The 25,351-nt window shown below is 63.9% G+C and carries 34 protein-coding genes and 1 tRNA gene; 22 read left to right on the top strand and 13 right to left on the bottom strand.

The window, feature by feature from the left end:
- The first annotated feature begins 93 nt into the window (after positions 1–93).
- From ACUJ47_RS11795 to ACUJ47_RS11745, 11 genes are all read left to right on the top strand, one after another.
- Positions 94–252, top strand: coding sequence for a hypothetical protein (locus tag ACUJ47_RS11795; protein WP_354143984.1), 159 nt, complete (start codon positions 94–96; stop codon positions 250–252).
- Positions 249–1,181, top strand: a complete 933-nt coding sequence (gene pspA, locus ACUJ47_RS11790; protein WP_445538583.1) for a phage shock protein PspA — start codon at positions 249–251, stop codon at positions 1,179–1,181. The genes ACUJ47_RS11795 and pspA overlap by 4 nt, the downstream gene beginning before the upstream one ends.
- 9 nt (positions 1,182–1,190) lie before the next feature.
- Complete coding sequence (gene pspB, locus ACUJ47_RS11785; protein ID WP_445538897.1) at positions 1,191–1,487, top strand: envelope stress response membrane protein PspB; 297 nt, start codon at positions 1,191–1,193, stop codon at positions 1,485–1,487.
- Positions 1,484–1,861, top strand: a complete 378-nt coding sequence (pspC, locus tag ACUJ47_RS11780) for an envelope stress response membrane protein PspC (RefSeq protein ID WP_354143985.1) — start codon at positions 1,484–1,486, stop codon at positions 1,859–1,861. The genes pspB and pspC overlap by 4 nt, the downstream gene beginning before the upstream one ends.
- 23 nt (positions 1,862–1,884) lie before the next feature.
- Positions 1,885–2,214, top strand: coding sequence for a hypothetical protein (locus ACUJ47_RS11775; protein ID WP_445538582.1), 330 nt, complete (start codon positions 1,885–1,887; stop codon positions 2,212–2,214).
- Positions 2,215–2,243: 29 nt separating this feature from the next.
- Positions 2,244–2,531: a hypothetical protein gene (locus tag ACUJ47_RS11770; protein WP_445538896.1), complete on the top strand. Its 288-nt coding sequence runs from the start codon at positions 2,244–2,246 to the stop codon at positions 2,529–2,531.
- Positions 2,528–2,809, top strand: coding sequence for a hypothetical protein (locus ACUJ47_RS11765; RefSeq protein ID WP_445538581.1), 282 nt, complete (start codon positions 2,528–2,530; stop codon positions 2,807–2,809). Before ACUJ47_RS11770 ends, ACUJ47_RS11765 begins: the two co-directional genes overlap by 4 nt.
- Positions 2,810–2,838: 29 nt before the next feature.
- Complete coding sequence (locus tag ACUJ47_RS11760; protein ID WP_354143988.1) at positions 2,839–3,072, top strand: hypothetical protein; 234 nt, start codon at positions 2,839–2,841, stop codon at positions 3,070–3,072.
- Between the two features lie 24 nt (positions 3,073–3,096).
- On the top strand, positions 3,097–3,504 hold the full coding sequence (locus ACUJ47_RS11755; protein ID WP_445538580.1) for a SufE family protein: 408 nt from the start codon (positions 3,097–3,099) through the stop codon (positions 3,502–3,504).
- Between the two features lie 14 nt (positions 3,505–3,518).
- Entirely contained in the window at positions 3,519–3,866 is a 348-nt protein-coding gene (locus ACUJ47_RS11750; RefSeq protein WP_445538579.1) for a YbaN family protein, read from the top strand.
- Between the two features lie 108 nt (positions 3,867–3,974).
- The gene (locus ACUJ47_RS11745; RefSeq protein ID WP_445538578.1) at positions 3,975–4,742 is read left to right on the top strand and encodes a DUF2189 domain-containing protein; all 768 of its coding nucleotides are present in this window, start codon (positions 3,975–3,977) and stop codon (positions 4,740–4,742) included.
- A 1-nt stretch (position 4,743) separates the two neighbouring features.
- On the opposite strand, the gene ACUJ47_RS11740 is transcribed toward ACUJ47_RS11745, so the two are convergent.
- Both ACUJ47_RS11740 and ACUJ47_RS11735 read right to left on the bottom strand, forming a co-directional pair.
- Complete coding sequence (locus tag ACUJ47_RS11740; protein ID WP_445538577.1) at positions 4,744–5,250, bottom strand: sterol desaturase family protein; 507 nt, start codon at positions 5,248–5,250, stop codon at positions 4,744–4,746.
- A 32-nt stretch (positions 5,251–5,282) separates the two neighbouring features.
- Positions 5,283–5,681, bottom strand: coding sequence for an acyl-CoA thioesterase (locus ACUJ47_RS11735; RefSeq protein WP_445538576.1), 399 nt, complete (start codon positions 5,679–5,681; stop codon positions 5,283–5,285).
- A gap of 119 nt (positions 5,682–5,800) precedes the next feature.
- Between ACUJ47_RS11735 and leuC the strand changes: the two genes are divergently transcribed.
- The 10 genes from leuC to ACUJ47_RS11685 all read left to right on the top strand — a co-directional run bounded on the left by leuC (position 5,801) and on the right by ACUJ47_RS11685 (position 12,540).
- Positions 5,801–7,234 carry a 3-isopropylmalate dehydratase large subunit gene (gene leuC, locus ACUJ47_RS11730; RefSeq protein WP_445538575.1) on the top strand — a complete coding sequence of 478 codons (1,434 nt, stop codon included), beginning with the start codon at positions 5,801–5,803 and terminating at the stop codon, positions 7,232–7,234.
- Positions 7,235–7,273: 39 nt separating this feature from the next.
- Positions 7,274–7,426, top strand: coding sequence for an isopropylmalate isomerase (locus tag ACUJ47_RS11725; protein ID WP_445538574.1), 153 nt, complete (start codon positions 7,274–7,276; stop codon positions 7,424–7,426).
- Positions 7,427–7,531: 105 nt separating this feature from the next.
- Positions 7,532–8,290, top strand: coding sequence for an N-acyl homoserine lactonase family protein (locus ACUJ47_RS11720; RefSeq protein ID WP_445538573.1), 759 nt, complete (start codon positions 7,532–7,534; stop codon positions 8,288–8,290).
- On the top strand, positions 8,290–8,907 hold the full coding sequence (gene leuD / locus ACUJ47_RS11715) for a 3-isopropylmalate dehydratase small subunit (protein WP_445538572.1): 618 nt from the start codon (positions 8,290–8,292) through the stop codon (positions 8,905–8,907). The genes ACUJ47_RS11720 and leuD overlap by 1 nt, the downstream gene beginning before the upstream one ends.
- Entirely contained in the window at positions 8,904–9,902 is a 999-nt protein-coding gene (locus tag ACUJ47_RS11710; RefSeq protein WP_445538571.1) for an NADPH:quinone oxidoreductase family protein, read from the top strand. The genes leuD and ACUJ47_RS11710 overlap by 4 nt, the downstream gene beginning before the upstream one ends.
- A gap of 24 nt (positions 9,903–9,926) precedes the next feature.
- Positions 9,927–10,406 (top strand): cytochrome c, encoded by a 480-nt coding sequence (locus tag ACUJ47_RS11705; protein WP_445538895.1) that lies wholly within the window; start codon positions 9,927–9,929, stop codon positions 10,404–10,406.
- Between the two features lie 27 nt (positions 10,407–10,433).
- Entirely contained in the window at positions 10,434–10,757 is a 324-nt protein-coding gene (locus tag ACUJ47_RS11700) for a DUF1476 domain-containing protein (RefSeq protein ID WP_445538570.1), read from the top strand.
- A gap of 4 nt (positions 10,758–10,761) precedes the next feature.
- Positions 10,762–11,001, top strand: a complete 240-nt coding sequence (locus ACUJ47_RS11695) for a BolA/IbaG family iron-sulfur metabolism protein (protein WP_445538569.1) — start codon at positions 10,762–10,764, stop codon at positions 10,999–11,001.
- Between the two features lie 31 nt (positions 11,002–11,032).
- Complete coding sequence (gene grxD, locus ACUJ47_RS11690) at positions 11,033–11,362, top strand: Grx4 family monothiol glutaredoxin (RefSeq protein WP_445538568.1); 330 nt, start codon at positions 11,033–11,035, stop codon at positions 11,360–11,362.
- 395 nt (positions 11,363–11,757) lie between these two features.
- Complete coding sequence (locus ACUJ47_RS11685; RefSeq protein WP_445538567.1) at positions 11,758–12,540, top strand: NUDIX hydrolase; 783 nt, start codon at positions 11,758–11,760, stop codon at positions 12,538–12,540.
- Positions 12,541–12,713: 173 nt separating this feature from the next.
- Here ACUJ47_RS11685 and ACUJ47_RS11680 read toward each other — a convergent pair.
- Positions 12,714–12,790: transfer RNA gene (locus ACUJ47_RS11680), tRNA-Arg, on the bottom strand.
- A 61-nt stretch (positions 12,791–12,851) separates the two neighbouring features.
- Between ACUJ47_RS11680 and ACUJ47_RS11675 the strand changes: the two genes are divergently transcribed.
- Positions 12,852–13,628 carry a queuosine precursor transporter gene (locus ACUJ47_RS11675; RefSeq protein ID WP_445538566.1) on the top strand — a complete coding sequence of 259 codons (777 nt, stop codon included), beginning with the start codon at positions 12,852–12,854 and terminating at the stop codon, positions 13,626–13,628.
- A gap of 6 nt (positions 13,629–13,634) precedes the next feature.
- Here the strand turns inward: ACUJ47_RS11675 and ACUJ47_RS11670 are convergent, their stop codons facing one another.
- From ACUJ47_RS11670 to ACUJ47_RS11625, 10 genes are all read right to left on the bottom strand, one after another.
- On the bottom strand, positions 13,635–15,203 hold the full coding sequence (locus ACUJ47_RS11670) for a Ppx/GppA phosphatase family protein (protein WP_445538565.1): 1,569 nt from the start codon (positions 15,201–15,203) through the stop codon (positions 13,635–13,637).
- Entirely contained in the window at positions 15,200–17,353 is a 2,154-nt protein-coding gene (locus ACUJ47_RS11665) for an RNA degradosome polyphosphate kinase (protein WP_445538564.1), read from the bottom strand. Before ACUJ47_RS11665 ends, ACUJ47_RS11670 begins: the two co-directional genes overlap by 4 nt.
- Before the next feature lie 72 nt (positions 17,354–17,425).
- Positions 17,426–18,424, bottom strand: a complete 999-nt coding sequence (gene virB11 / locus ACUJ47_RS11660) for a P-type DNA transfer ATPase VirB11 (protein ID WP_445538563.1) — start codon at positions 18,422–18,424, stop codon at positions 17,426–17,428.
- A gap of 11 nt (positions 18,425–18,435) precedes the next feature.
- Positions 18,436–19,554, bottom strand: a complete 1,119-nt coding sequence (locus ACUJ47_RS11655) for a TrbI/VirB10 family protein (RefSeq protein WP_445538562.1) — start codon at positions 19,552–19,554, stop codon at positions 18,436–18,438.
- Positions 19,554–20,363: a TrbG/VirB9 family P-type conjugative transfer protein gene (locus ACUJ47_RS11650; RefSeq protein WP_445538561.1), complete on the bottom strand. Its 810-nt coding sequence runs from the start codon at positions 20,361–20,363 to the stop codon at positions 19,554–19,556. The genes ACUJ47_RS11655 and ACUJ47_RS11650 overlap by 1 nt, the downstream gene beginning before the upstream one ends.
- A complete protein-coding gene (locus ACUJ47_RS11645; protein WP_445538560.1) occupies positions 20,360–21,532 on the bottom strand; it encodes a type IV secretion system protein in 1,173 nt (390 codons plus the stop codon). Before ACUJ47_RS11645 ends, ACUJ47_RS11650 begins: the two co-directional genes overlap by 4 nt.
- Positions 21,529–23,955, bottom strand: a complete 2,427-nt coding sequence (locus tag ACUJ47_RS11640) for a VirB4 family type IV secretion/conjugal transfer ATPase (RefSeq protein WP_445538559.1) — start codon at positions 23,953–23,955, stop codon at positions 21,529–21,531. Before ACUJ47_RS11640 ends, ACUJ47_RS11645 begins: the two co-directional genes overlap by 4 nt.
- Before the next feature lie 18 nt (positions 23,956–23,973).
- Positions 23,974–24,258 carry a type IV secretion system protein VirB3 gene (locus tag ACUJ47_RS11635; RefSeq protein ID WP_445538558.1) on the bottom strand — a complete coding sequence of 95 codons (285 nt, stop codon included), beginning with the start codon at positions 24,256–24,258 and terminating at the stop codon, positions 23,974–23,976.
- A 7-nt stretch (positions 24,259–24,265) separates the two neighbouring features.
- Positions 24,266–24,568 carry a TrbC/VirB2 family protein gene (locus tag ACUJ47_RS11630; RefSeq protein WP_445538557.1) on the bottom strand — a complete coding sequence of 101 codons (303 nt, stop codon included), beginning with the start codon at positions 24,566–24,568 and terminating at the stop codon, positions 24,266–24,268.
- A complete protein-coding gene (locus ACUJ47_RS11625; protein WP_445538556.1) occupies positions 24,569–25,228 on the bottom strand; it encodes a lytic transglycosylase domain-containing protein in 660 nt (219 codons plus the stop codon).
- Positions 25,229–25,351: the final 123 nt, after the last annotated feature.

The raw sequence follows: 25,351 nt of genomic DNA, 5'->3' as shown, positions 1-25,351 counted from the left end.
AACTATCTGTTTTTGAGTCTTTTTATTGGTTTGGCACGCCTTTTGCTCATTGGTGGACGTACCGCGAGGGTACCACAAGGGAGGTTATGAACCATGTACGATCGCCGCTTCTTCCAGACCAAGCTGGGACAGGCTGCGCTGGCGAGCATCGCAGCGATGGTCGCTTTCGTCGCTCTCAGCACGCAGATGCATGCAACGCCCGCTTTCGCCGCCACCACTGGCGACCAGAGCGTGCTGGTCGAGATGGCATGACCAAGCCACCTGAAAATTCCCCGTTCGGGCCGGAGCGCTCAGTCCCCCCCGCGAGCAACCCCACTGGCGCCAATTCCAGTCGCGGCGCCAATGCTCCGGCCCAACACCTTTCGCCCGAACGCCCCCAGCGGCGTTCGCGGCTCGATGCCGAGATCGAGCGCCTGCGCCAGAGCCCGACCCCGACCCAGTCGACCACGCGTTCGAACGACGAGACGAATTTCTTCAACGGAGTAGCCTTCATGGGCATTTTCAGCCGGACCCGCGATATCATCGCCGCCAACTTCAACGACATGCTCGACAAGGCCGACGACCCGGCCAAGATGATCCGCATGATCATCCTCGAGATGGAGGAGACGCTGGTGGAAGTTCGCGCGAGCGCCGCCCGCACGATCGCAGACCAGAAGGAAATGCATCGCCACGTCGTAAAGCTTGACCGGCTCCAGGCCGATTGGGGCGAAAAGGCGCAGCTGGCGCTGAGCAAGGACCGCGAAGACCTGGCCCGTGCCGCGCTGGTCGAAAAGAAGAAGGCCGGCGACATGGCCGACCAGCTCAAGCAGGAAATCGCCGTGCTGGACGACGCGCTGCGCGCCTATGAAGACGACATCCAGAAGCTGCAGCATCGCCTGCGCGAAGCCCGCAGCCGCCAGACCGCGATCGCGGCCCGCCTCGAAAGCGCCGAAAACCGCGTCAAGCTGCGCACGCTGATGAGCACCGAGCGCACCGATGAAGCGCTCGCCCGCTTCGACCAGCTTGAGCGCCGGGTCGACTATGCCGAAGGCCGCGCCGAAGCTCTGAGCATCGCCGACCAGTCGGGCACGCCTTCGCTGGCCGACGAGATCGCCGCGCTCGCGGGCTCGGACAAGATCGATGAAGAACTCGAAGAAATGAAACGTGCGCTGGGCAAGGACGGCGCGAACAAGGAGGACTGAGCCGTGGATATGGATCTTGTTATTGTCATGACGACGCTGTTCGTCGGACTTCCCTGGATCATCCTGCACTACATTACCCGCTGGAAAACCGCCGCGACCATCACCGCCGATGACGAAGTGCTGCTGGAAGAGCTGTACCAGCTCGCCAAGCGCCTCGACGAACGGATGGACACGGTCGAACGCCTGGTCGCCAGCGACAACCCCGATTTCCAGCCGGCCCGGCTCAGCCATGACCGCGAAATCGACAACCAGCAGCTGCGCGAGCTCGAGAACCTGCTCGCCGAGAAGAAAGGAAGTTCAAAATGAACAGCCCCCGCACGACGCTGTATCGCGACAAGCACAATGCCAAGCTTATGGGCGTGTGCGCCGGGATCGCGGACTATACTGGTGTGAACGCGCTGTGGGTGCGGCTCGGTTTCCTCCTGCTGCTGTTCACGGTCGCTCCGATCCTGCTGCCCGCCTATTTCGTGGCCGGCCTGGTGCTGAGCAAGAAGCCGCCGCATCTCTATGTCGACCGCGAAGAACAGCAATACTGGCAGCGCGTGCGGCAGAGCCCGCAGCGCACCGCTCGTGAGATCCGCGCCCGCTTCCGCGATGTCGACCGTCGGCTGGCCGATGTCGAAACCTATTACGTCAGCAGCAACCCGCGCCTCACCGCCGAAATCGAGCGCCTGCGCTAAGCGCTGCAAGGGAGGGACAGCAAATGGACGCTGGAGTTGTAGGAGCCATGATCCCGGTCGTCGCAATCTTCATGGGTTGCAGCGTCGCGATCATGGGAGTTTGGACCAAGCACAAGGAAAAGATCGCCCGGCTGCAGATCGACACGACCGCGCAGAACACTGCAGAACGGGCGGCGCAATATGCCAGCCAGGTCCAGCGGCTCGAAGATCGGGTGCAGGTGCTCGAACGCATCGTCACCGACCGCGGCTATGACATCGCGACCCAGATCGAAGCGTTGCGCGACACGCGCCGGGTAGACGAAGCCGATGCAGGCGTACCGCTGGGCCTCGATCGGAACAGGGAGAAGGTATAATGGATTTTGGAGTGATCACTCCCGCAGTGATGGGCATTGGCGTGGTCGCCATGTCGTTTGCCTGGGTCATCAACACCTGGATCAGGGTGAAGCACGGCTACCCGCTTGAGAACAGCTGGGGCAAGGCGGTTTACCCGCAGAAGAATGAAGATGCGGTCGAGCGCGTCAGGCTCATCAGCCAGGAAAATGCACAGCTGCGCGCCGAACTCGGCTCGATGAAGGACCGGCTTGCCAATGTCGAACGCATCGTGACCGACAGCGGCTACCAGCTGACCCATGAGATCGAGCGCCTGCGTGACGAAGGAAAGGTGCAATGAGCATGTGGTCGGCAATCGTCCTGATCGTGCTGATCGTGGCGATGTCCCGCGTCCTGCGCGCCCGCCATGGCGGCAGCCGCCGTCTCCGCCGCGACGAGCAGGACCAACCGCTGCTGCCCAGCGCACGCGAGAAGCAGCTGGAGCGCGAAGTCGATGACTTGCGCGAACGGATCAAAGTACTCGAGCGGATCGCCACCGATGGCAATTCGATCGATGCACAGGAAACGCGGCGGATTGCCGCCGAAATCGAAGCCCTGCGTAGCGGGCAGGCCGAATAGGCCGCAGGTTCAAGGAGGACATGAGGGAAATGTTCGAACCGACACTGATCATCGCCGCCGCATCTTTGGTGGGCCTGTGCGTGGTCGCCTTCGCCTTGCTCAAGGCATGGCAGGGCTGGCTGGCGCTCAAGCAGCGCGAGCTCGATGCAAATCCGCGCGAAATCGAAGCAGGCGTGGGCAATAGCGCTGCCCGGATCGAGATTGCCGACCTCAAGGAACGCATCAAGAAGCTTGAAGCGATCGCAAGCGGGGTGGATTTGTGAGCCAAAGCGCCTAGATGCCCCCGCATGCGCAGCCTCTCCGACATTTACGAAGAATACGAGTTTCTTGAAGGCGACGAACGCTATCGCCTCCTGATCGAGCTTGGCCGCACGCTCGATCCCATGCCCGATGCGCTCAAGACCGATGCCACGCTGGTGCGCGGCTGTTCGGCAAGCGTATGGGTCTATCCCACCGAGCGCGAAGGCCGCCTGCATTTTCTGGCCGACAGCAATGCCGCGATCACCAAGGGGATCGTTGCACTGGTGATTGCCGCGGTCCAGGACAGGCCTGCCCGCGAAATCGCCGCGACGGACGTCACCGCCGCGCTTGAGCCTTTCGACTTGCGCAACCAGCTGTCGTCCAACCGCACACAGGGCGTGCCCAACATGATCGCGCTGGTCCGCGAACATGCCGCACGGCTCGCCAATGCCTAGGCGGGAGGGCTGACATGCGCCCGCTTTACGCGGCGGGGGGCATCATCGCAGTGGGATTGGCGGCGCTGGGCGCGTTCCTGCCGATCATGCCCACCGTCCCTTTCCTTCTGGTTGCGGTGTTCTGCTTTGCGCGGAGCAATCCGGCGTGGGAGAAGAAGATCCTCGACCACCCCTATTGGGGCCCACAGGTAAAGGACTGGCAGGAACGCCGCGCGATCGCGCGCCCGGCCAAGCTGGCTGCGCTGACCGCGATGTCGGCGGGCGTGGTCTTCACCTGGGCCACGCTTGGCCACCCGTGGTACTTGATTTCGATCGCGATCCTGGTGGTCGCGGGCGGCTGGATCGCGACCCGCAACGAATAGCGCCCGGCCGTCCAGCGCGTTGAATCGCAAGGACTTGATGGTTCCGGCAAGTTGATGCACCTTCCCGCTCACGCATTCATGCAGGGTAGGGGAGAAACTCGCATGGGCATGACGGGCCAGGCCCCGGTCGCACCCGCGACCGTGGCAAACAATCTCGAACTCGCCGACCTTCGGGCCGCGCTAGCCGCCGGGTGGCGCGACTTTATCGCGCAGCCGGCATTCGGGCTGTTTTTCGCGGGCATCTATGTCGCGGCAGGCATCTTCGTTTGCTACGCGCTCTTCACATGGGGCGAGGCCGCCTGGCTGATCCCCGCAGCAGCGGGTTTCCCGCTGATCGCGCCATTCGTCGCAGTCGGGCTTTATGAAGTCAGCAGGCGCCGCGAGGCGGGGCTGCCGATGAGTTGGCGCGCCGTATTGGGAGCATTGCGCGGGCGCGGCGACGAACAGATCTTGAGCATGGGGGTGATCGTGTTTGTGGCCTTCGGCTTCTGGCTGATGGTGGCGCACGGCATTTTTGCGATCTTCCTTGCGGAATCCGGGATCGGCTCCGAATCGCTCGAGCTGTTCCAGACGCAAGCAGGAATGATGATGCTGGTGGTAGGGAGCGCGGTGGGCGCGCTGATGGCGCTGGCCTTCTATTCGATCACCGTTATCAGCCTGCCGATGCTGGTCGACCGCGAAGTCGATTTCCTCACCGCGATCATCATGAGCCTCGCCACAGTGCGCTCGAACACCTTCGTCATGCTGGCTTGGGCGGCGTGGATCGCAGTGGCGCTGTTTGTCGCGATGATCCCGCTGTTCCTGGGGCTGCTCGTGGCGCTGCCGGTGCTCGGACATGCAACCTGGCACCTATATCGGCGCGCGGTCGGGCCCTGATTCAGCCGATCTCGGCCTCGCGAACCTTGGCGATCCCCGCCTCGCGCTGGGCCTTGAGCTCCGCCTTCAGCCTCGCCGGATCGCGCGCAAAGACGAAGCCGAAGCTGACCCCGCCTTCCTTGCCGATGGTGGCATGGTGGAGCTTGTGCGCCTGGACCAGCCGCTTGGCATAGCCGCGCTTCGGCACCCAGCGGAAATAGCGCTGGTGGACCAGCCCGTCGTGCACCAGCGTGTAGATGATCCCGTAGAAGAGGATGCCGAGCCCGATCCACGTGCCCGGCCACCATGCGCTGGCGCCCATCACCATCGGCGATCCGAGCGCGAACATCGAAATGCTCATCGCTGCACCGACTACCGCGAAGAGGTCGTTCTTCTCGAGCGCCTTGTCATGCGGCTCGTGATGGTCGCGGTGCCAACCCCACGCCCAGCCGTGCATGATGTATTTGTGGCTCGACCATGCGACCCATTCCATCGCGACGACGGTGGCAAGAACGATCAGGGCAGGCATCAACCAGTTGGGCATAGCCGAACTATAGTCGATCAGACGTCGGGGAAAAAGAACCCGCGCAGGTGATCACCGATCCGCGCCGGTCGCAGCGTCTGCGCATCGATGCAGCACCAGCTCGATTTGACTTCGGCCAGCACTTCCTCTCCGCGCCGGATCACAGTGAGATAGAATGCGCGCGCGCCCTGGAAATGCTCCAGCACCGTCTGCGCAATCACATCATCCTCGAGAAAGGCGGGCTTGCGATAGGTGATCTCGTGCTTCAGCGCGACCCACGCCTTGCTCGCCACTTCCTCGGCCGGCGCCAGCTTGCGCCAATGCGCCAGCACCGCATCCTGCACCCAATTCAGGTAGCGGGCATTGTTCACATGCCCCATGAAGTCGATATCTTCGGGCAGGACTTTGATCGGAAAGGCAAATGGCGTTGCTGACATGTGTGTCAGTTAAGCATGCAAAGCTTTCCTTTCCATGACTATCGATTTCGTGGAGCCTATTCGGCTTGCCAGTGTTGCTTATGTGTCGCTAATCGCCCCTCGCAAGGGAACGAGAAGCCATGGCCAGCAAACCACGCACGCTCTACGAAAAAATCTGGGACGCGCATGTCGTCGAGACTCGAGATGACGGCACTTCGCTGATCTATATCGACCGGCACCTGGTCCATGAAGTGACCAGCCCGCAAGCCTTCGAAGCGCTCCGCCTCGCCGGACGCAAGGTGCGCCGCCCCGACCTGACGCTGGCAGTGCCCGATCACAATTTGCCGACCACGCCGCGGGTCGATGCCGCAGGCAAGCGCATCCCGATCGCCGATCCCGAAAGCGCGCAGCAGCTCGCCGCGCTCGAAGCAAATGCCCCGGCTTTCGGCATCCGCTATATCGATGCCGCCGCGCCTGCGCAGGGGATCGTACATGTCGTCGGGCCGGAACAGGGCTTCTCGCTGCCCGGCACCACCATCGTCTGCGGGGATTCGCACACCGCCAGCCACGGCGGGATCGGCGCACTGGCATTCGGCATCGGCACCAGCGAAGTCGAGCATGTGTTGGCGACGCAGACGCTGCAACTGAAGAAATCGAAGACGTTCGAAATCAAGGTCACGGGAAGCCTAGGCCCCGGCGTTACCGCCAAGGACCTCATCCTGCATATCATCGGGCGGATCGGAGCCGCTGGCGGCACCGGATATGTGATCGAGTATCGCGGACCCGTGTTCGAAGCGATGAGCGTCGAGGAACGGCTCACCGTCTGCAACATGAGCATCGAGGCGGGCGCGCGTGCCGGGCTGATCGCGCCCGACGAAACGGTGTTCCGCTATCTGAAGGGCCGCCCACTCGCCCCCAAGGGCGCGGAATGGGACGCGGCGCTCGCCTATTGGAAAACCTTGCGCAGCGACGAAGGCGCCAGTTTCGACAAGTCGGTCACGATCGATGCCGGGGAAGTCGAGCCGACCGTAACCTGGGGCACCAGCCCCGAGGACACGGTCGCGATCGGCGGCGTGGTGCCCGATCCGGCAAGCTTTGCCGATCCGTCGAAGCAGGTCGCGGCGCAGAAGAGCCTCGATTACATGGGCCTTACGCCCGGCCAGCGCGTGCAGGACATCGCGGTCGAGAACATTTTCATCGGCAGCTGCACCAACAGCCGGATCGAAGATTTGCGCGCCGCCGCCGCCGTGCTGCAAGGTCGTACCAAGGCTCAGAACGTAAAGTGGGCAATCGTTGTACCGGGCTCGGGCCTGGTGAAGGCGCAGGCGGAAGAGGAAGGGCTAGACCGGATCTTCCTTGATGCTGGCTTCGAATGGCGCGAGCCCGGCTGTTCGGCCTGCCTTGGCATGAACCCGGACAAGGTGCCGCCGGGCGAACGCTGCGCTTCGACCAGCAACCGCAACTTCGTGGGCCGTCAGGGCCCCGGTGCGCGCACGCATCTCGTCTCGCCCGCAATGGCAGCCGCAGCGGCAGTGGCCGGGCATCTCGTCGATGTGCGCCAGTTCACCGCATGATCCCTTGCCCCCGCGGCGGGGCGGCACCATAGAGAAGCCATGAACAAGAAGTCCAAGACCAAGGCAGCCATCGGTGCTGCCGCCATCGGCTCCGCCGCGATTGCTGCGGCGCTGCTCTACGCCAACAAGCGCAAAAAGAAGGACGAGCCCAAGCCGACCGTTCCTTCGGGCGAGCAACCGGAAACCGACTGACCGGGAATCGAAGCAGGGGAGAGTTGAATGAGAGCCATGATACCAGCAATTGCGGCCGTTCTGTTCGCAGCGCCGCTGGCGGCGAAAGACTCTCCCGATCTCGAAATGTGGCGGCTCGATTGCGGAAAGATCGACCTGAGCGACGCCGCCTCTTTCTCAGATGCGCACCTCTATGATGGCGAACCGCGCACTTTGGCGGTCAGCTGCTATCTCATCCGCAATGGAAACAAATACCTGCTTTGGGATACAGGGCTGTCATCGCAACTTTTGGGCACGAGTTTTAGCGATGGCCCGTTCACCGTTTCGCTGGAACGAACAATCATCGATCAGTTGGCGCAGCTGGAAATCAGCCCTGCCGACGTGACGCATGTTGCGGCCAGCCATTACCACTTCGACCATACCGGCCAGCTGGCAGACTTTCCTGCGGCAAACTTGCTGATTGGAGCCGCCGACTGGGACGTGGTCAATGCGACAGCCAAACCCAATCAGCTGGTCGATCCGCGCCCCTTCGCGCCCTGGCTGGGGGCGGAGCCTGCAGCAGTCACCGCCATTGCGCACGACCATGACGTATTTGGCGACGGCACCGTACTGATCAAAGCCATGCCGGGCCATACGCCTGGCCATACGAGCTTGTTGGTGCGTTTGCCCGAAAAGGGCGATGTTCTACTGACCGGCGACCTCTACCATTTCGAAGAGCAGATCACGAACCGCGGCGTGCCGGAATTCAACACCAGCCGCGCCGACACACTTGCCTCGTTCGAACGGTTCAACGCGATGGCGAAAGCGCTCGACGCTACTGTGATCATCCAGCACGATCCACGCCATTTGGATCGCCTGCCCGCTTTCCCGGAGTCTGCGAAGTAATGGACAAGATCCGCAATATCGAAGGTCGCGCCTATCCGTTCGGGGCGAAGAACGTCGACACCGACGTGATCATCCCGGCCGCATGGCTCAAGACGATCACCCGCGAAGGGCTGGGCCGCGGCGCCTTCGAAACCTTGCGCGCGCAGGAAGGCAATGTGTTCGACGACCCGCACTACAAGGGCTCGCCGATCCTGATCGCGGGCGACAATTTCGGCTGCGGGTCGAGCCGCGAACACGCCGCATGGGCGCTGGGCGACCTGGGCATACAAGCGGTGATCGCCCCCAGCTTCTCAGACATCTTCTCAGGCAATGCTTTCAAGAACGGCATTCTCACCGTGGTGCTTCCGCAAGAGGCCGTCGATCGGCTGATGGAAGTCGCGCAAACGGATGAGATCACGATCGACCTCGAAAGCCAGACTGTGACGACGCCGTTCCAGGACCGCTTCACTTTCGAGATCGACCCGTTCCGCAAGCATTGCCTGCTGAACGGTCTCGACGAAATCGGCCTGACGCTGGCGCGCGACGAGGCGATCGGCGCATTCGAACAACGCCGGGGCGAAGCTATGCCCTGGATCGAAAGAGGTACGGAAAACATGGCAATGGAGAAACAGGCATGAAGGCCCTGAGAACGCACGCAGTCGGCGGACCCGAAACGCTCACTCTGGACGAGGTTGAAGCGCCCGTCCCCGGCAAGGGCGAAGTGCTGGTGGACGTGAAGGCCTGTGCGATCAACTTTCCCGATACGCTGATCATCCGCGACCTCTACCAGTTCAAGCCTCCGCGCCCCTTTGCGCCGGGCGGCGAGATCGCCGGCGTGATCGAAGCGATCGGCGAAGGCGTTGAAGGCTACAAGGTCGGCGACAAGGTCATGGCCGGGATCGGCAATGGAGGCCTTGCGGAAAAAGTCGTGGTCAATGCCGGGCGCATGTTCCCCGTTCCCGAAGGCGTGCCCTTCGAAAAAGCGGCGAGCCTGCTGATGACCTATGGCACGACCATCCACGGGCTCAAGGATCGCGGCCATATCAAGGCCGGCGACACGGTCCTGGTTCTCGGCGCGGCAGGCGGCGTCGGCCTTTCGGCGGTCGAACTGGCCAAGGCGTTCGGCGCACGCGTCGTCGCTGCGGTTTCGTCCAAGGAAAAGGGCGAGATCGCGCGCCAGGCAGGCGCCGACGAAGTGGTGATCTATCCCAAGGGCGAGATGGACAAGGATGCGTCCAAGGACCTCGCCAACGCCTTCAAGGCGGCTTGCGGGCCCGAAGGCGCGAACATCGTCTATGACATCGTCGGCGGGCAATATTCCGAACCGGCACTGCGGTCGATCGCATGGGAAGGCAAATTCCTGGTGGTCGGCTTCCCGGCAGGGATCGCCAAAATGCCGCTCAACCTCACGCTGCTGAAAAGCTGCGACATCGCAGGCGTATTCTGGGGTGCGTTCACCGCGCGCGAGCCGGTCAAGTTCCGGCAGCAGGTCGAAGAACTGTTCCAGCTCATGAAGGACGGCAAGATCGACCCGCTGGTGTCGGAGACTTTCCCGCTCGAACGCGGCGGCGAAGCGATCGCCAAGCTCGAAAGCCGCCAGGCGGTGGGCAAGCTCGTGGTGACGATGGACTGAGGACTGCAACGAAGGGAGTTGGCGATGCTGGGCAAGGCAGTTTTCCTGGGCAGCGCATGCGCCGCGCTGATGGCGGCGGCGATGGCGCCACAGTCGCGAGCAAGCGAACCGGCCAACGTTTCGCCCGGCGACCTCGTGGCCGCCCGCCAGGGCGGCATGGCAATGTCGGTCTTCACACTCGCGCGGTTGAGCGCAGCAGCCAATGCCGACGCTCCTCGGACTCAAGCTGCCCTGCCAACCAAAGGCCTTGCGCGGTTCGCTCAGGCGCTTCCAACTCTCTTTGCGCCGGAGACGGCTGGCATTGAAGGCACGGAAGCCCTGCCAGCGGTGTGGCAGGACGAGGAGGCTTTCGCAGCCCGGATTGCCGACTATCAGGCAGCAACAGCCGCGCTGGCGGATGCAGCACGCAGCGATAATCGCGAAGCCTTCAACACAGCCCTTGCGAGCACGAAGGCCGCATGCCAAGCGTGCCACGACGCTTTCCGTGCAAAGCCACAGGGCTGAAACTTTGCAGAAAACAAGGATCTCAAGATGACCAATTTCAACGATCGTGAACGCGGCGAAGAAGCCAAGTTCGCATTCGACGAGGAAACCGCCTTCAAGATCGCCGCGCGGCGCAACCGCCTGGTGGGCGAATGGGCCGCAGCGCTGATGGGGCTGACCGAGGAAGAAACCGACGCCTACAAGAAGGCCGTGGTGCAGGCCGATTTCGAAGAGGCTGGCGACGAAGACGTCGTACGCAAACTGTTGGGCGATCTCACGGCTGCCGGCTGCGACGTCAGCGAAGTCGATATCCGCACCAAGCTTGAGGAAAAGACGGTCGAGGCGCGCCGCCAGCTGATGGGCGGAGCCTGACCCGATGCCGATGTCGGCTGCCGAAATCGAAACCATGATCAAGGCCGCCCTGCCCGGCGCCGAAGTCGAAATGACCGACCTCGCCGGCGATAACGATCATTGGGCGGCCCGGGTTATTGCCCCGCAATTTGCGGGCAAGAACCGGGTTCAGCAGCACAAGATGGTCTATGAAGCGCTCAGCGGGCGCATGGGTGGTGTGCTGCATGCCTTGCAACTCACCACCGCCATACCCACTTCCGACTGACGAAACCCACCATCTGCAGGTCCCAAGCATCATGACCGACGTCAACTCGCGCATCTCTTCCCTCGTGAACGACAATGATGTCGTGCTGTTCATGAAGGGCACTCCGCTGTTTCCGCAGTGCGGCTTTTCGAGCCGGGCGGTGGCGATCCTCGATCATTGCGGCATCGCCTATGAAAGCGTGGACGTGCTCCAGGACATGGAGATCCGCCAGGGGATCAAGGCCTTTTCCGACTGGCCGACCATCCCGCAGCTTTATGTGAAGGGCGAATTCGTCGGCGGCAGCGACATCATGATGGAGATGTTCGAAGCGGGCGAACTCCAACAAATGCTGGACGAACAGCAAGTCGCCAAAGCTTCATAATTTTCGCACGCCCATCCGGGCGCGCGATTTCCTCGCTCATACGGCCTAAAGGCCGCATCGCTGCGGACGGGCGGTCGCCCTTGCGGCTCGCTATTGGCTCGCCGATCCCGCCAGTTTTTGGATCATGCACAAAAAAACCGCCCCGGGGGTACCTGTGGGGCGGCTTTCTGTTTCGGGGAGGCGTTGCCAGGAGACTGGGGGCGCGGCCTCTTTCATCGAAGACTGTTCGGGTAAACTCCTCATTGCACCAAGCGTGCCAGAATCGGTGAAGCCAGGATTGCCGCGGAACACGATGGTTAATGCGCAGCAAGGTCTCGCTAACCTTGTCAAGAATCCCGACACCTCGCTCATTTGCCGGTTGGCAAGCGCCGCCAACTCCCCGCATAAGACCCGTGATGACTGAATCGACCCCGCAATCGCCCGACGGCATCCCGGCCGCCACTGTCGTTATCTTCCGCAACGGACCGACTGGCGGCCATCCCGAAATCCTCATGACGATCCGTTCGCGCAACATGGTCTTCGCGGGCGGCATGGCGGTGTTTCCCGGCGGGCGGGTGGATCCCGCCGATTACGAGCTGGGCCAGCAATTTGCGGGCTCGCTCGATCCGGACGAAGCCGCGCACCAGGTCGCCGTGGTGCGCGAAACGCTTGAAGAGACCGGCCTTGCGATCGGGCTCATCGGCCAGATCGATGCCGATCGCGCCCGCGCCGCGCGCGAGCTGCTGCTCGAAACGGGCGCGCTGGCACCGGTGCTGGAGCAATTCGGATGGTCGCTCGACCTTGCCCAGCTCACCCCCTTCGCGCGCTGGTTCCCCAAGAACGAGCGCATCCCCCGCGTCTATGACACGCGCTTCTACCTTGCCAATCTGGGTACCGGTGCAGTCGAAATCGAAGCCGATTTGTCCGAGAACACGCACCTGTTCTGGACCACGGCGCAAGGCGCACTCGACGCGGCCGAGAGCGGCGACATCAAGGTCATCTTTCCCACTCGCCGCAATCTTGAGCGGCTGGCGCAATTCGCCACTTTCGAAGAAGCGCGGGCGCAAGCCGAAGCGATCCCGGTACGCACGATTACTCCCTTCATGGAAGAGGTTGGCGGCAAAACCTGGCTCAATATTGGCGAGGATTTGGGCTATCCGGTGACGGGCGAACCGCTCGAAAGCGTCGCGCGGGGATAGCCCCGCCCGGCCATTTTAGCGCAGCGGCGAAGAGATAGCTGGCGCGCCCGGCAGGACTGTCCTCGCCGCTGCGCGGCTCGTTCATCTACGCGCCTGCGGCGCTTCGATTCCGAACTCTGTTCGAGCCCGCGACCACATCAGCCGCCATGCACCCCTGCGGGATGCCTGGTGGCTGGCGCGCCCGGCAGGACTCGAACCTGCTGCCTCAAGATTAGAAGTCTCGCGCTCTATCCAGATGAGCTACGGGCGCGCGCCGATGCCCGCATTAGCGTGCTTTGCGGTGCAATCAAATCGAGCTAAAGCCCACAGCGATGGAAAAACCAGATCCCGCCGCCGCATTTGATACCGACCCGAACGATGGGATCCAGGCGACCAGCCGCGCACCAGCGAGCTTCCGCTATTACGACCTGGTCATGGCGGCTTTCGTTGCGATCCTGCTGTTGTCGAACCTGATCGGCGCAAGCAAGCCGAGCTATATCTCGCTGCCCGGCGGCGAAACATGGATTTTTGGCGCGGGCGTGCTGTTCTTCCCGATCAGCTACATCATCGGCGACGTACTGACCGAGGTCTATGGCTATGCCCGCGCGCGGCGCGTGATCTGGACCGGCTTTGCGGCACTTTTGTTCATGGCCTTCATGGCCTGGGTTGTGGTGGCGCTACCGCCCGCCGATGGCTGGCCGTTCCAGAGCGATTACGAGAACGTGTTCGGCAATAGCTGGCGCATCGTGCTGGCGTCGATGACCGCGTTCTGGGTCGGCGAATTCGCCAATTCCTATGTCCTCGCCAGGATGAAGGTCTGGACCAAGGGGCGCTTCCTCTGGATGCGCACGATCGGTTCGACCGTGGTAGGGCAAGGGCTCGACAGCCTGATCTTCTACCCGCTCGCCTTCTGGGGCCTGGCCGGTTGGCCGCCCGAAACGCTGGTGCAGGTCGTGATATCGCAATGGCTGATCAAGACCGCATGGGAAGCTTTGCTTACGCCAGTAACCTATGCGGTGGTGGGTGCACTCAAGCGGCGCGAAGGGATCGATCTCTATGACACAGAGACCGACTTCTCGCCCTTCGCCACCACGACCCGCGCAGGCTGACCCGCTCTATTTGATCGGCTCGAAGAGAACGTCTGCTTCGGGCAGTGCCCAAACCGTATCGTCAGGCACGATTTCAACCGCCGGCTCAAGCCCCAGCCTCCCGGCGAGCAAGGCGAGGTCCTTCTCGACGGGAGTGCCGTACAGATCGCGGTGGCTATGCTGCAGCCGCAGCACCAGCCGCTCCTCATCGCGCAGCAAACGACTGACCTGCAGCGACTTGCGCGAACGCGCGCCAACCCGCCGCGCGAGGCGGATCGCGAGCCCCCAGCCAATCGCTTCGTCCAGCGCCTCTGGCGGAGCCAGCAGCTTGAGTTCGCGCGGCAGATCAAGCTGGTTGCCATTTCCCGCAATGGTCGCTGCCATCTGCGCGCGGCCCGCGGCATCCAGCGCGAGCCAGCGCTTTTGCAGCGCCCAGTCGATCGCTAGATCCATCCGCAGGTTCGGTTCGATCTGCATAGAGGCCAGCGCGAGCATAGTGGCGGCAAGGCGCACACGCTCGGTCCCGGCGGCACCGGTCGGCACCGCCTCGACCGTCCATCCGGCAACGCGGGTCGCCAATTGCGGGGGCGCCCCGCGATGGTTGGCAAAATGCGCCATCCCTGCAAGCAGCGGATCTTGTGCCTTCTGGTGCGGCTGCAACCGGCCATAGAGCAGCCCTTCGCGCAGGCCCCATGAAGAGAATACGACGCGCGATGGCGCGATCTGCCGAAGCAGCGCCTGCAGCAGCACTGCGGCGTCGGGAAGAACCGCAGCGCGAGTAGCCGTGACGCGCGGGTTGTTGCGCAGCGCCTCGGGATCGGCGCGCAAGAGTTGACGCGCAAAGGCCAAGGCTTCTGCCGGAGCCAGGTCGAGCGCATGCGGGTCGGTAAGCGGGTATTTGCTCGCTTCCATCGCGTAAGTCGCCAGCGCGCGCCATGTCCCGCCGACAAGGTAGAGCGGCACGCCGGTGGGCCTGCCCCACCCGCTCCGCTTGATCGCGGCCCCCAATCTCTTGCGCATTGCGCCCGGCTTTGAATCGTCTCCTTCACCGCGATATTCGCCGAGCCGCAAAGTCCCGAGCGGCAGCGAAGTCGCAGTATCGCTCATCCCGTCGGCAATCCGCACCAGTTCCAGGCTGCCCCCGCCGAGGTCGGCCACCACGCCGCTGGCGCCGGGAAAGGCGCCGATCACGCCGTCCGCACTGACACCGGCTTCCTCTTCACCCGAAAGCAGCCGCGGCTCGAACCCCGCCGCGCGCACCAGGTCGAGGAATTCGGTTCCATTCTCCGCGTCACGTACCGCCGCAGTCGCCACTGTCTCGACATCGTCGACCTCAAGGTCTTCGAGCAGCAGCGCGAAGCGCCTGATGCCGCGCATGGCAAGCGCGATCGAATCCTCGGGCATGCGCCCTGTAATGGCGATCTCACGCCCGAGTTGCGCGACTACCTTTTCGTTGAGCAGCACCATCGGTGCGCGCATCGTCCCGCCATAGACGACGAGGCGCACCGAATTCGAGCCGATGTCGATGATCGCCCGCTCCGCCGCACTGCCGGAAAAGCTCCCTGCCCGGTCCCCCCGCCGCCGGCGTGCCGTCATGCCGCGCGACCCTTGCGCATGGCGAGCTTGGGAATGGCATCGGGATCGAGCGCTTCGCCGCGGCCCGACAGGGAAGGGTTGGTCATGAAGTAGTGATGGCAGTTGAACGGCCGGTCCTCCGCCACCATGCGCGCATAGCTGCCGTCCGGCGCGAGGAGCCAGCTTTGCTCGGTGTCGAGCATATTGGCGAGCAGCACCTGTTGCAGCACCTGGTCATGCACCGTGTGGTTGAGGATCGGGATCATCGCTTCGACCCGCCGGTCGAGATTGCGCTCCATCAGATCGGCCGAGGAAATATAGACCTTCGCTTCGCCGCTGGGCATCGGATGGCCATTGCCGAAGGCATAGATCCGCCCGTGTTCGAGGAAGCGGCCGATGATCGATTTGACCCTTATGTTCTCGCTCAGGCCCTCTACGCCGGGCCTGAGGCAGCAGATGCCACGGACGACCAGATCGATCTCGACCCCTGCCTGGCTCGCTTCGTAGAGCCGGTCGATCATGGCCTGGTCGGTGATCTGGTTGCACTTGATCCAGATCGCCGCAGGCCGACCGGCTCGGGCATTCGCGATTTCCCGTTCAATCGCGGCGCAAAGCTCGTCACGTAAGTTGAGCGGCGAAATCACCAGCGCCTCGGTGCTGCGCGGTTCGACATAGCCGCTGACGAAATTGAACAGCTTGGCCGCATCCCGTCCGAATTCCGGAGCTGCGGTGAAGAAGCTCAAATCGGTATAGATGCGCGCAGTGACCGGGTGGTAGTTGCCGGTGCCGAAGTGGCAATAGGTGCGGAAACCGTCTTCCTCGCGCCGCACCACCATCGCCACCTTGGCGTGCGTTTTCCAGTCGACGAAGCCATAGATCACCTGCACGCCGGCGCGCTCGAGCTTCGCCGCCCACATCAAATTTTGCTCTTCGTCGAAGCGTGCCTTGATCTCGACCACCGCTGTGACAGACTTGCCCTCTTCTGCAGCCGCGATCAGCGCGTTGATGATCGCAGACTGGTTGCCCGCGCGATAGAGCGTCTGCTTGATCGCCACGACATCGGGATCGCTCGCCGCCTGGCGCAGGAAGTCCACCACCACTTCGAAGCTTTCGTAGGGGTGGTGGATCACGATATCCTTCTCGCGGATCGCGGCGAAACAATCGCCATCGTGTTCGCGAATGCGCTCGGGGTAGCGCGGCGTATAGCTGAGGAACTTCAGGTCCGGCCGGTCCGCATCGACGATCTCATAGAGGCAATCGAGCCCGATGATCCCCTTGCTCTTGAGCACCAGCGCGTTGCTCACGCCCAATTGCTCGAGCAGCACCTGCTCGGCGACCTGATCGAAATCGGCTTCGAGTTCGAGCTGGATCACTCGCCCGCGGCGGCGACGCTGGATCGCGCTGCGGAAAGTCCGCACCAGATCCTCGGCCTCTTCCTCGATTTCGATATCGCTATCGCGCAGCACGCGGAACAGGCCATCGCCATGGATCGTGAAGCCCGGGAAAACATGGTCTGCAAAGCGACAGATCAGGCTGGTTATGCTGATGTAGATCGAGTTCCCGCCCGGAACGCGCACGAAGCGCGGCAGGGCAGAAGGGATCAGGATCATCTCGATCAGCTGTTCCTGGTCCGCGTCGCGCGTGAGCGTGAACAGCAATCCCAGCCCGCGATTGGCCACGAACGGAAAGGGATGCGCAGGGTCGAGCGCCTGCGGGGTGATAACCGGCAGGATCTCCTCGAGGAAATATTCGCGCAGCCATTCAAGTGCTTCGGGATCGACGCGTCGCTCGTCGGCGACATGGATGCCCGCCTCGCCCAACAGGTCGTATAGCTCGCCCCAAACCAGTTGCTGACGCGCTGCCACGCTCGCCACGCGCTCGCGCACCGCGCTCAATTGCTGCGATGGAGTGCGCCCGTCGATCGCAGGCCGGTCGATCCCGCGCTGCACCTGGCCTGCAAGGCCGGCCACGCGGATCATCACGAATTCATCGAGATTGCTGCCCGAAATCGCAAGGAAGCGCAGCCGTTCGAGCAGCGGATAGCTGGTGTTTGATGCTTCGGCCAGCACGCGCTCGTTGAAGGCAAGCCAGCTCAGTTCGCGGTTGAAATAGAGCTCATTCGCGTCGCGCGGGGCCGCCTGCGGCAGTTCGATGATCGGATGGCTGCTCATGATCGGTTGGCCAGTGTAACTTGTGCCCGCGCCAGAGTCGAAGCCGGTTTCATCTGCGGGTTTATGTGTGATCTAAACCAGATCGCGGCTGTCGGCGATTGCGGTGATCCCGCGCTTGCCCACTCCATCGCGACCAAGCTGGACAATCACGTCGATCACCGAGGCGGCATAGGCGATCGTGTCGCTGCGCGAGAGGCCGATCCCGGTCTGCATCACCATCAGCGAAAGCTGCTCCAGCGCACCGCGCAGGCTGTTGGCGTGGATAGTCGAAAAGCTGCCAGGATGGCCGGTGTTGATCGCACGCAGGAAGCTGACGCTCTCCGCTCCGCGCAATTCGCCCAGCACGATCCGGTCCGGCCTCAGGCGAAGCGCAGCCTGCAGCAGCTCATTGGCGGAGACCTTCGCTTCGCCCAGTTCGCCCTTCACCGCCACCAGGCCCACGCCATTGGCGCCGGGCAGCTTGAGTTCGGGTGTGTCCTCGACGAGCACGACGCGCTCACTGCGCGGAATTTCCTGCAGCATGGCATTGAGGAAAGTCGTCTTGCCAGTGCTGGTACCACCCGAGATCAGGATCGTGCGGCGCTGCCGGATCGCTTCGCGCAGGTAAGCGATCGGTTCGGCCTCGGGGTCAGGCATTGCAGGCGCCGCAGGTTTTGAGAGCGGACCGGCGTCATAGGCATCGAGCGGCAGGTCGAGCCGGCGGTGGCGGCGGATCGCCATGACCCAATGCTTGCGCGCCGCTGGTGGCCCGCAGAACTGCACGCGCGCGCCATCGGGCAGGGTCGCCCCGAGCAAGGGATGCTCGCGATTGATCCCCTGGTGGCTGACCCGCGCGACCTGCTCGGCCAGCCGCTGAACCAGCGCATCGTCGATTTCCGGCGTTTCGATCCGCTTCATGCCGGGATCGGCGGCATCCTCGATCCACACTTCGCCCGGCCGGTTCACCATGATTTCGGTGACCGTATCCAGGTCGAGCCAGCGACGGAACGGCGCGAGATAGGCATCGAGGTAGACGCTGCGCTCACCCGGGCCGGGGCCATCGGAAGGCAAGGGATGGATTTCCGCGCTCATGCGATGCGCGCTCAGCCACTGACCTGCGAGAAATCGAGATCACGCGCGGTGAACACGCGGATCGGTTCGCCTTGGCGCACGCGCACAGTTGGGCCGACCTTGCCGTCCTGCTCGACCGCAGCAGCAGCAGCCGACTGCCCGCCGCCGAGCACCACCGATGTGCCGCCCGAGGCTATCGCGGAAAGCCCACCCACGACCGAGAGCAGCAGCGCCGAACCGAAGCGCTGGAAGAAGTGCGATTTGACCTCACCCTTGAGCCCGGTTGTGCCGTCGAACCCGACTGCCGGCGAAGCGAGATTGACCGAAGCGCCATCGGGACGGATCAGCCGCGTCCAGATCACATAGGCGCGCTTTTGCCCGCCCTGCAGGCCCGACTGGTATTGCCCGATCAGCCGCGACGAGCGCGGCACAAGGATGCGCGTGCCGTCGAAGCTGCGCACGTCTTCGCTCACCACCGCGCGCACGAAGCCGGGCACGTCGGTGTCGATCGCGGTTTCGAGCACGGCCGGGATCAGCGTGCCCTGAGTGACCGTGGTCGAAGGATTGCTCATCGCGCGCGCTTGCGCCGGGGCCCCACCAACGCCGCCGATGCGGCTGGCGAAGTCGGATGCGGAATTGCCCGTGGCGCCGGGTGCCGCCACTTCCGCACCAGCGCCTGGTCCTGCGGGCGCCTCCAACCGCTGGCTCGACGCGCTGGCATCGAACACCATGGTCGGGCTGGAATAGGGGTTGATTGCGGGCGCAACCGAACCAACCGGCAGGCCTTCGTCGATTGGCTCCGGCACTGTGAAAGGCACTTCTTCAAGCCCCTCCGGCGCGGGTTCGAGCACGACAGCCGAATCCGCCGGTGCCACTGCCTCGATCGGCGTGGGGTCGGCCGCGAGCGGCGGCGAGCGATCCTCAAGCCGCGCCGAATTCATCGCCCAGAAGGCGACGGCGCCAAGCCCCGCGACGATCGCGACGCCTGCTGCAAGGCCCAATGCGTCAGACTTGCCTGCCTGTTGCGCGACGGCGGGATAGGCGGTGCGGCTGGCGAGATCGATGATCTCCGCCGATTCCTGTTCGCGCGGATCGCCCCCATCGGAGGTGTTGCCATCGCGTTTGCCGGGAAGTCGCATAGCAAGGCGCATCAGTTTGCCTCCACCGTTTGTGCGCGGCCCTGCGCCAGGGCAGGATCGTCGCGGAGCGATCTGTCGGGGCGCTCAGGCCCGTTGTTGACCAGCACCGCCGATTCATCGCCGGAACGCAGCACGATCTCGCGCGGCACGCCCTGCACCACGATGGTGTCGCCGCGGACGGTGAAATTGACCGGGCCTTCCGTCCCTTCCGAATCCTTGATCAGGATTGCGGGCACCGCGCGATCGGCCGGCCAGGCAAGGAAAGTCGCGCGGCCATCGTCATAGGCGCGCGCAGGATGCAGCCCGGCGTCGCCGCTCTTGCTCCAGGCGAAGTTCAGCGCCGCCGGATCGACCACCGCATAAGGATCGGTCGCCGCCGCCATCTCTTCGGCATTGGCGGCCTCGCGGGCGGCCAGCGCAGCTTCCGCTTCGCTTGGCGCGGGCGGCGCCGGATAGGTGAAGCTGAGCACGTAGACCGGGCGGCTGCGCGGGTTTGCAACGAGGTCGAACAGATAGGTGCGCTTGCTCGTCACCACGGTCATGTTCGTGACGGCGGTTGGATCGAGCGGCTTCACGAACAGCAGATTGGCGCGCTTGTTGGGTGTGACCTGCCACGCCTGCGAATCGCCGATCGCAACATTCTCGATCACTTCGTCCTCGCCGAACATGATCGTGGCCTGCACACGCGCCTTGCCATCGATCCGCACGACTTCGCCGGGATCGTAGAGGCGTTCGACAAGGCGCGGATCGTCGGCCCAGGCGGGACCGGCGGCAACGGTAGAGAGCGCAAGCGCAAGCGCGGGCAAGGCGGCGCGGATCATGACGATGTCTCCATTGAGCGCGACAGCGCGCGCGATTGCACCGGCCGGAAGCGGTTGCCGATTCCGCGCGTGCGCGAGGGTGCGGCGGTGTTTCCTCCGGCAGGTGTGGCGGCGCTTGTGGCATAGACGCGCGTCTCGCGAACGCGCGAGCTTGCACCGGCAGCCCCCGGATCATTCGCCGGAGCTGTCGAACCGCCGGAAACAAGATCGACCCGGCGGGTCGAGGCTCCACCGGCAGCGGCATAGCGCGGATCGGGTTGGCGATGGGTGGTCGGGTTCGCACCATAAACGCCCGCACCGCCTGCCGCTTCACCGGCATCGGGCGCTTTGCCGAACACTTGCCATCCGGCGACCATCGTTCCCGCCACCTTGAGCACCATCAGCATCAGCGCGACATGCACTGCACCGACGAGGAAGAATGCCATCGCCGCGCGCGGATCGATCTGGCCCGGCGCCTGCACCAGTGCCGAAAGCACTGGAACCGCCAGTTCGAGCATGATCGTGCCGCCCAGCACAGCGAACAAAGGCGTCAGCGCCAGCATGACCAGCCCCTTGAGCCAGCCAGTGAACAGCCCGCGCGTACCGTTGAACAATGCCATCACGACGAAAATAGGCCCGAGCGCGACCAGCAGCGCCAGCGCGATGCGCGAAGTGACCAGCACGCCAACCGTGCCCAGCAACAGCATCACCGAGCCAAGCCACATCAGCCCGGCGGGCGAGAATGCCTCGAAATTCTGCTGCCCCTGGCTCGCTTGCTCGACGGCGGCGAACACCACGTCGAGCTTCTCGGCAAAGACGCGGGTAGCCGAACCGTCGCTTCCGGTCAGGATCGTCGCGAGATAATCGGGCGTCTCGACGAAGAGCGGCCAGATGAAACTGCGGAAAGCGACCCAGCTGGTCGAGAATGCCAGCACCATGCCGACCAGGATCATGCGCGGCAGCAGTGCGCGGATCGACAGGTTCGACCGGCCCAGCATGAGGCTGATCGCGAAGAAGCCGACATAGAGCGTCAGCAGGATGACGAGCGCGGTCTCAAGCGTGCCACCGGGCGCGAACAGCTGGCCGAAGGCGCTCGCAGTGCCGCCTGCAGCGACGCAATCGACCGCTTGCAGCGCCGCGGCGATGCCGCCGCCCATCTGCTCAAGCGCGCTGTCGCAAGCGGGGTTCATTCTGCCGCCTGCCAGACGGGCAATTCGCCCAGTGCATCGCTATCCGAATGGCCGGGCCAGACCCGCCCTGTAAGCGGCGGGAACCAGTCCGCCGGATCGTCACCCACTGCCGCGCGCAGCAGGTCCAATCGGCGAACCGAAGCCTCGCGACCCGACAGTATGGTGAGCACTTCAGGCGCCCCCGACAGGTCGAGCCGTACCACCACGCTGGCATCCGGCTGGCGAACGAGGAAACAGCGGCTGTGCGCGGGCAACGAGCGGATCAGTGCGAATTCATGCTCGGTCAGCCCGAAGCCATCGCAATAGTCCTCTGGCCGCGCGCGCGAATTGGGCATGAAGATCATCGTCGCGGTCTGTTCAACCAGCGCCGCTGAAATGCGGCTTTCGAGCGCGTCGCGCGCGCTTTGCGTGGCGAAACCGACCAGCGCGTTGCGCTTGCGCAGCGTCTTGAGCCAATCGCGAATGCGCGCCGCAAAGACCGCATCGTCGAGCGCCTTCCAGCCTTCGTCGATCAGGATCATCGTCGGCTTGCCGTCGAGCCGCTCATCGATCCGATGGAACAGGTACATCATCACCGGCGTGCGCAGCCGCGGGTTCTCGAGCAGCGCGGTCATGTCGAAGCCAAGCACGCGGTTCTCGAGGTCGAGCTCGTCGCGCTCATTGTCGAACAGCCAGGCATGCTCGCCAGAGTAGATCCAGGCCGAAAGCCGGTCTGCCAGATCGCCGCGCTCGGGCCGCCGGGCCCCGGCCAGCAATTCCCTGAAATGGCGCAGCCGGCGCAGGCCCGCATCATTCTCATAAGCCGCGTCGACCGCTGCGGCGACGGTCGCCAGTTCTTCCGGGCCCTCTGCGCTGAGCAGCACGCCCAGCCAGTCGCGCAGGAAGGCGCGGTTGGCCGCGCTGTCAGGCAGAGCCAGCGGATTGAACCCGGTCGGTTCGCCCGCCGTGATCCGGTCGTAACGCCCGCCGATCCCGCGAATGAACAGCTCGGCGCCGCGATCCTTGTCGAACAGGATCGTGCGCGGATTGAACTTCTGCGCCTGCGCGGCGAGGAAATTCATCACTACGGTCTTGCCCGAGCCCGAAGGCCCGATGACCGAGAAATTGCCCAGGTCGCCGTGGTGGAAATTGAAGAAGAACGGCGTTGAACTGGTGGTCTGCAGCAGCGTGACCGCATCGCCCCAATGGTTGCCGCTCGCCCGCCCCAGTGCGAATCCGTGCATCGAGCCAAAGCTCGCCATGTTGGCGCTGGAGATCAGCGCGCGGCGCACGACATATTGTTCGTTGCCGGGGAATTGCGCCCAGAAGCCGGGTTCGAGATTGATGTCCTCGCGCACTGCGATCGCGCCGGTATCTGCCAGTGCGGCGGCACAGGCGGCAGTCGCTTCGTCGAGCCGCGCGAGGTCGCTTTCGCGCACCAACACGGTCAAATGATGATCGCCGAACCCGACTACGCCATTGCCCAGCGCATCGCGCGCAGCCAGCATATCGGCACGCTCAGCGGCGGCTTCCTCGTCAACCGAACGCAGGCGCCGCAAGGCCAGGTCGATCCGCTCGCGCGCCGTGGTCCGTTCAGCCGGAGCGTAGCTCTCGGTCACGATCATCTCAAATGGCTGGCGCAGCAATCCGTCGAGCAGGCCAGGCGATGTCGCCTCAGGATAGTCCTTTAGGCCCAGCAAGGCCGCGAATTCAGGACGGCCCGAACCGCGCAGTTCCATCGCATCGAGCCCGAAGGAGGCCCGGCGATAGGGCAGCATCTGGCCGATATCCGTCTCTTCAGACGGGCGGCGTACCGGGCGCATCTCGCCATTGTAGAGCGCCGACAGCAATTCGAGCATTTCCGAATTGGTGCCGCCGCCGGGCGCTTCGTAATCGCCCAGCACTTGCGCCCCATAGGGCTGAAGCGAGGCGACGAGGCCGGTCACCGCAGCCTTCAGCGTGCGCACATCGCGCGGGTCGGCCTCGACCTCGCTGCGGCCGGTGCGGCTGAAGAAACGCGATGCGCGCTCAGCAAGTCCGGCGCGCCCGCGCGCAGGACGACGGATCAGCGTGACGAACTGGTCGTTGATGAACAGCGAGCCGCCTGCCAGCCGTTCCTTCCAGCGTGCGTCGATATGGCGGCACAGCGGGTCGTCGAAGTCGGCGTCCAGTTCGACTTCGACCCGCCGCCGTATGACATGGTGATAGAGCACGAAACGCGAATCGAGCGTCGAGCGCAGCACCACTTCGCGCGTCGCGGCATGCGCGTTGAGGCTGTCCGTAGCCTCGGTCTCGAACAGCAGCCCGTGCACCTGGATCGATGTCATCACCGATCCGTCGCGCAGCAGCAGCGTGCTTTCGTCGATCAGCCGGGCATAGGGCAGCCTGTCGCCCGCGCGGGCTTCCTTTTCACCCCAGGCCGCCATTCCGATCCATTTGCTCATCGTTCCGGGCTTCCTGCGTCAGGGCGTGTAGCTGTTGCAGCCCCAGCGCTTGTAATTCCTTACGCGCGGGCACTGCGAAACCCTGGTGATCCACAGGTCGAAGATGCGCGGTTCGCGCAAACTGACCACATAGCCGATCACATGGGTGATGATGGGTACTGGTATGATCCAGAAGCTTTTCAGGATCAGGAAAGCGATCGTCGTCACCATCAAGTTGATGATGAAGAAATTCATCGTCACGCCCGCGAACATCTGCGGCCGGGTGAGTGCACGGTGCACGGGATGGCGGACGAGATCAGGCATGTGCGTTCTATCCCGCCGCTGCCTGGATGCCGGCCACGATGGTTGTGGCCCCGAACAGGATGAACACGCCGACGATTACCGTCACGCCAAAGCGCCAGTTCATCCGGCCAGTGAGCATCATGAAGCCGATCGCAGCGACCGCCATGACGGCGACCGTGGTGGCCACGGTGCCCATCATCGTGCCTTGCAGCCATGCCAGGGCCGCGACGACCGGGCCCGACCCTTGCGGGTCCGCGGCTTGCTGGGCCAGCGCGGCGGTGGGGCTCAGCATGAGCATCGCCATGGCAAGCAGGCGGGTAATCGAAGGCATTTATCGGGCTTCCTTGTTGCTGTGGTTGTTGAGGCGGCCCATGATCGCCGCGACATATTGGCGCGTCTCCGCGATGCGCGGGACGCCTCCGGCGCGCTCGACCCGGCCTGGCCCCGCGTTATAGGCGGCCAAAGCCTTTTCGAGATCGCCATCGAACCGGTTGAGCTGTTCGCGCAGGTAGCGCGCCCCGCCTTCGAGATTGGCGAAGGGATCGGCAGGGTCGACGCCAAGATCGCGCGCGGTCCCCGGCATCAATTGGGCCAGCCCGCGAGCGCCCTTGGGTGAGACGGCGCCATGTTGCCAGCGGCTCTCCTGCCAGACCAGCGCCTCGATCAGCGCCGGGCTGAGATCATAGCGAGCCGCCAGTTCTGCGACCTTTGCGGCATAAGGAGCGGGAACGCCGCGTGCGCTGGCCTCGACAGAGGCTACCAGCTGCGGATCGCGCTGCGCGGGTTCAGGCCTCGGCGCGTCCGCGATCACGATAGATGCCGCCGGCGTATCCGGCGCAGCGCTCGCCTCTGCCGGGCCGCCAGCTATCCAGCGCGCGCCATCTGCGCCAAGCTCAAGCACGTCGGCCTGCGCAGGCACCGAAGCAAGCGCCAGCGCAACCGCGCCGGGCCAGTATAGCGATTGCGAGAGAATCGGCATGCGAACCTTCATCAGGCCCCCATGCTTAGCTCACATGACAATGCGGTGACAAAGAAGCGAAGGCCGATTGAGCGGAGTCGTGCACAGGCTGTCCACACCCCACCTTTTTCGCAGGGTGCATGGACGCGAGCGGAT

Source organism: Altererythrobacter sp. Z27, assembly GCF_052683155.1.
The sequence above is the reverse complement of the archived record's forward strand: the minus strand, read 5'-3'. Positions and strand labels throughout refer to the sequence as shown.

Excerpts from the sequence above, each read along its gene's own strand:
- ACUJ47_RS11795 (WP_354143984.1), top strand. The coding sequence starts at position 94 with ATGTACGATCGCCGCTTCTTCCAGACCAAGCTGGGACAGGCTGCGCTG.
- pspA (WP_445538583.1), top strand. The coding sequence starts at position 249 with ATGACCAAGCCACCTGAAAATTCCCCGTTCGGGCCGGAGCGCTCAGTC.
- pspB (WP_445538897.1), top strand. The coding sequence starts at position 1,191 with ATGGATCTTGTTATTGTCATGACGACGCTGTTCGTCGGACTTCCCTGG.
- pspC (WP_354143985.1), top strand. The coding sequence starts at position 1,484 with ATGAACAGCCCCCGCACGACGCTGTATCGCGACAAGCACAATGCCAAG.
- ACUJ47_RS11775 (WP_445538582.1), top strand. The coding sequence starts at position 1,885 with ATGGACGCTGGAGTTGTAGGAGCCATGATCCCGGTCGTCGCAATCTTC.
- ACUJ47_RS11770 (WP_445538896.1), top strand. The coding sequence starts at position 2,244 with ATGGGCATTGGCGTGGTCGCCATGTCGTTTGCCTGGGTCATCAACACC.
- ACUJ47_RS11765 (WP_445538581.1), top strand. The coding sequence starts at position 2,528 with ATGAGCATGTGGTCGGCAATCGTCCTGATCGTGCTGATCGTGGCGATG.
- ACUJ47_RS11760 (WP_354143988.1), top strand. The coding sequence starts at position 2,839 with ATGTTCGAACCGACACTGATCATCGCCGCCGCATCTTTGGTGGGCCTG.
- ACUJ47_RS11755 (WP_445538580.1), top strand. The coding sequence starts at position 3,097 with ATGCGCAGCCTCTCCGACATTTACGAAGAATACGAGTTTCTTGAAGGC.
- ACUJ47_RS11750 (WP_445538579.1), top strand. The coding sequence starts at position 3,519 with ATGCGCCCGCTTTACGCGGCGGGGGGCATCATCGCAGTGGGATTGGCG.
- ACUJ47_RS11745 (WP_445538578.1), top strand. The coding sequence starts at position 3,975 with ATGACGGGCCAGGCCCCGGTCGCACCCGCGACCGTGGCAAACAATCTC.
- ACUJ47_RS11740 (WP_445538577.1), bottom strand. The coding sequence starts at position 5,250 with ATGCCTGCCCTGATCGTTCTTGCCACCGTCGTCGCGATGGAATGGGTC.
- ACUJ47_RS11735 (WP_445538576.1), bottom strand. The coding sequence starts at position 5,681 with ATGTCAGCAACGCCATTTGCCTTTCCGATCAAAGTCCTGCCCGAAGAT.
- leuC (WP_445538575.1), top strand. The coding sequence starts at position 5,801 with ATGGCCAGCAAACCACGCACGCTCTACGAAAAAATCTGGGACGCGCAT.
- ACUJ47_RS11725 (WP_445538574.1), top strand. The coding sequence starts at position 7,274 with ATGAACAAGAAGTCCAAGACCAAGGCAGCCATCGGTGCTGCCGCCATC.
- ACUJ47_RS11720 (WP_445538573.1), top strand. The coding sequence starts at position 7,532 with ATGTGGCGGCTCGATTGCGGAAAGATCGACCTGAGCGACGCCGCCTCT.
- leuD (WP_445538572.1), top strand. The coding sequence starts at position 8,290 with ATGGACAAGATCCGCAATATCGAAGGTCGCGCCTATCCGTTCGGGGCG.
- ACUJ47_RS11710 (WP_445538571.1), top strand. The coding sequence starts at position 8,904 with ATGAAGGCCCTGAGAACGCACGCAGTCGGCGGACCCGAAACGCTCACT.
- ACUJ47_RS11705 (WP_445538895.1), top strand. The coding sequence starts at position 9,927 with ATGCTGGGCAAGGCAGTTTTCCTGGGCAGCGCATGCGCCGCGCTGATG.
- ACUJ47_RS11700 (WP_445538570.1), top strand. The coding sequence starts at position 10,434 with ATGACCAATTTCAACGATCGTGAACGCGGCGAAGAAGCCAAGTTCGCA.
- ACUJ47_RS11695 (WP_445538569.1), top strand. The coding sequence starts at position 10,762 with ATGCCGATGTCGGCTGCCGAAATCGAAACCATGATCAAGGCCGCCCTG.
- grxD (WP_445538568.1), top strand. The coding sequence starts at position 11,033 with ATGACCGACGTCAACTCGCGCATCTCTTCCCTCGTGAACGACAATGAT.
- ACUJ47_RS11685 (WP_445538567.1), top strand. The coding sequence starts at position 11,758 with ATGACTGAATCGACCCCGCAATCGCCCGACGGCATCCCGGCCGCCACT.
- ACUJ47_RS11675 (WP_445538566.1), top strand. The coding sequence starts at position 12,852 with ATGGAAAAACCAGATCCCGCCGCCGCATTTGATACCGACCCGAACGAT.
- ACUJ47_RS11670 (WP_445538565.1), bottom strand. The coding sequence starts at position 15,203 with ATGACGGCACGCCGGCGGCGGGGGGACCGGGCAGGGAGCTTTTCCGGC.
- ACUJ47_RS11665 (WP_445538564.1), bottom strand. The coding sequence starts at position 17,353 with ATGAGCAGCCATCCGATCATCGAACTGCCGCAGGCGGCCCCGCGCGAC.
- virB11 (WP_445538563.1), bottom strand. The coding sequence starts at position 18,424 with ATGAGCGCGGAAATCCATCCCTTGCCTTCCGATGGCCCCGGCCCGGGT.
- ACUJ47_RS11655 (WP_445538562.1), bottom strand. The coding sequence starts at position 19,554 with ATGCGCCTTGCTATGCGACTTCCCGGCAAACGCGATGGCAACACCTCC.
- ACUJ47_RS11650 (WP_445538561.1), bottom strand. The coding sequence starts at position 20,363 with ATGATCCGCGCCGCCTTGCCCGCGCTTGCGCTTGCGCTCTCTACCGTT.
- ACUJ47_RS11645 (WP_445538560.1), bottom strand. The coding sequence starts at position 21,532 with ATGAACCCCGCTTGCGACAGCGCGCTTGAGCAGATGGGCGGCGGCATC.
- ACUJ47_RS11640 (WP_445538559.1), bottom strand. The coding sequence starts at position 23,955 with ATGAGCAAATGGATCGGAATGGCGGCCTGGGGTGAAAAGGAAGCCCGC.
- ACUJ47_RS11635 (WP_445538558.1), bottom strand. The coding sequence starts at position 24,258 with ATGCCTGATCTCGTCCGCCATCCCGTGCACCGTGCACTCACCCGGCCG.
- ACUJ47_RS11630 (WP_445538557.1), bottom strand. The coding sequence starts at position 24,568 with ATGCCTTCGATTACCCGCCTGCTTGCCATGGCGATGCTCATGCTGAGC.
- ACUJ47_RS11625 (WP_445538556.1), bottom strand. The coding sequence starts at position 25,228 with ATGAAGGTTCGCATGCCGATTCTCTCGCAATCGCTATACTGGCCCGGC.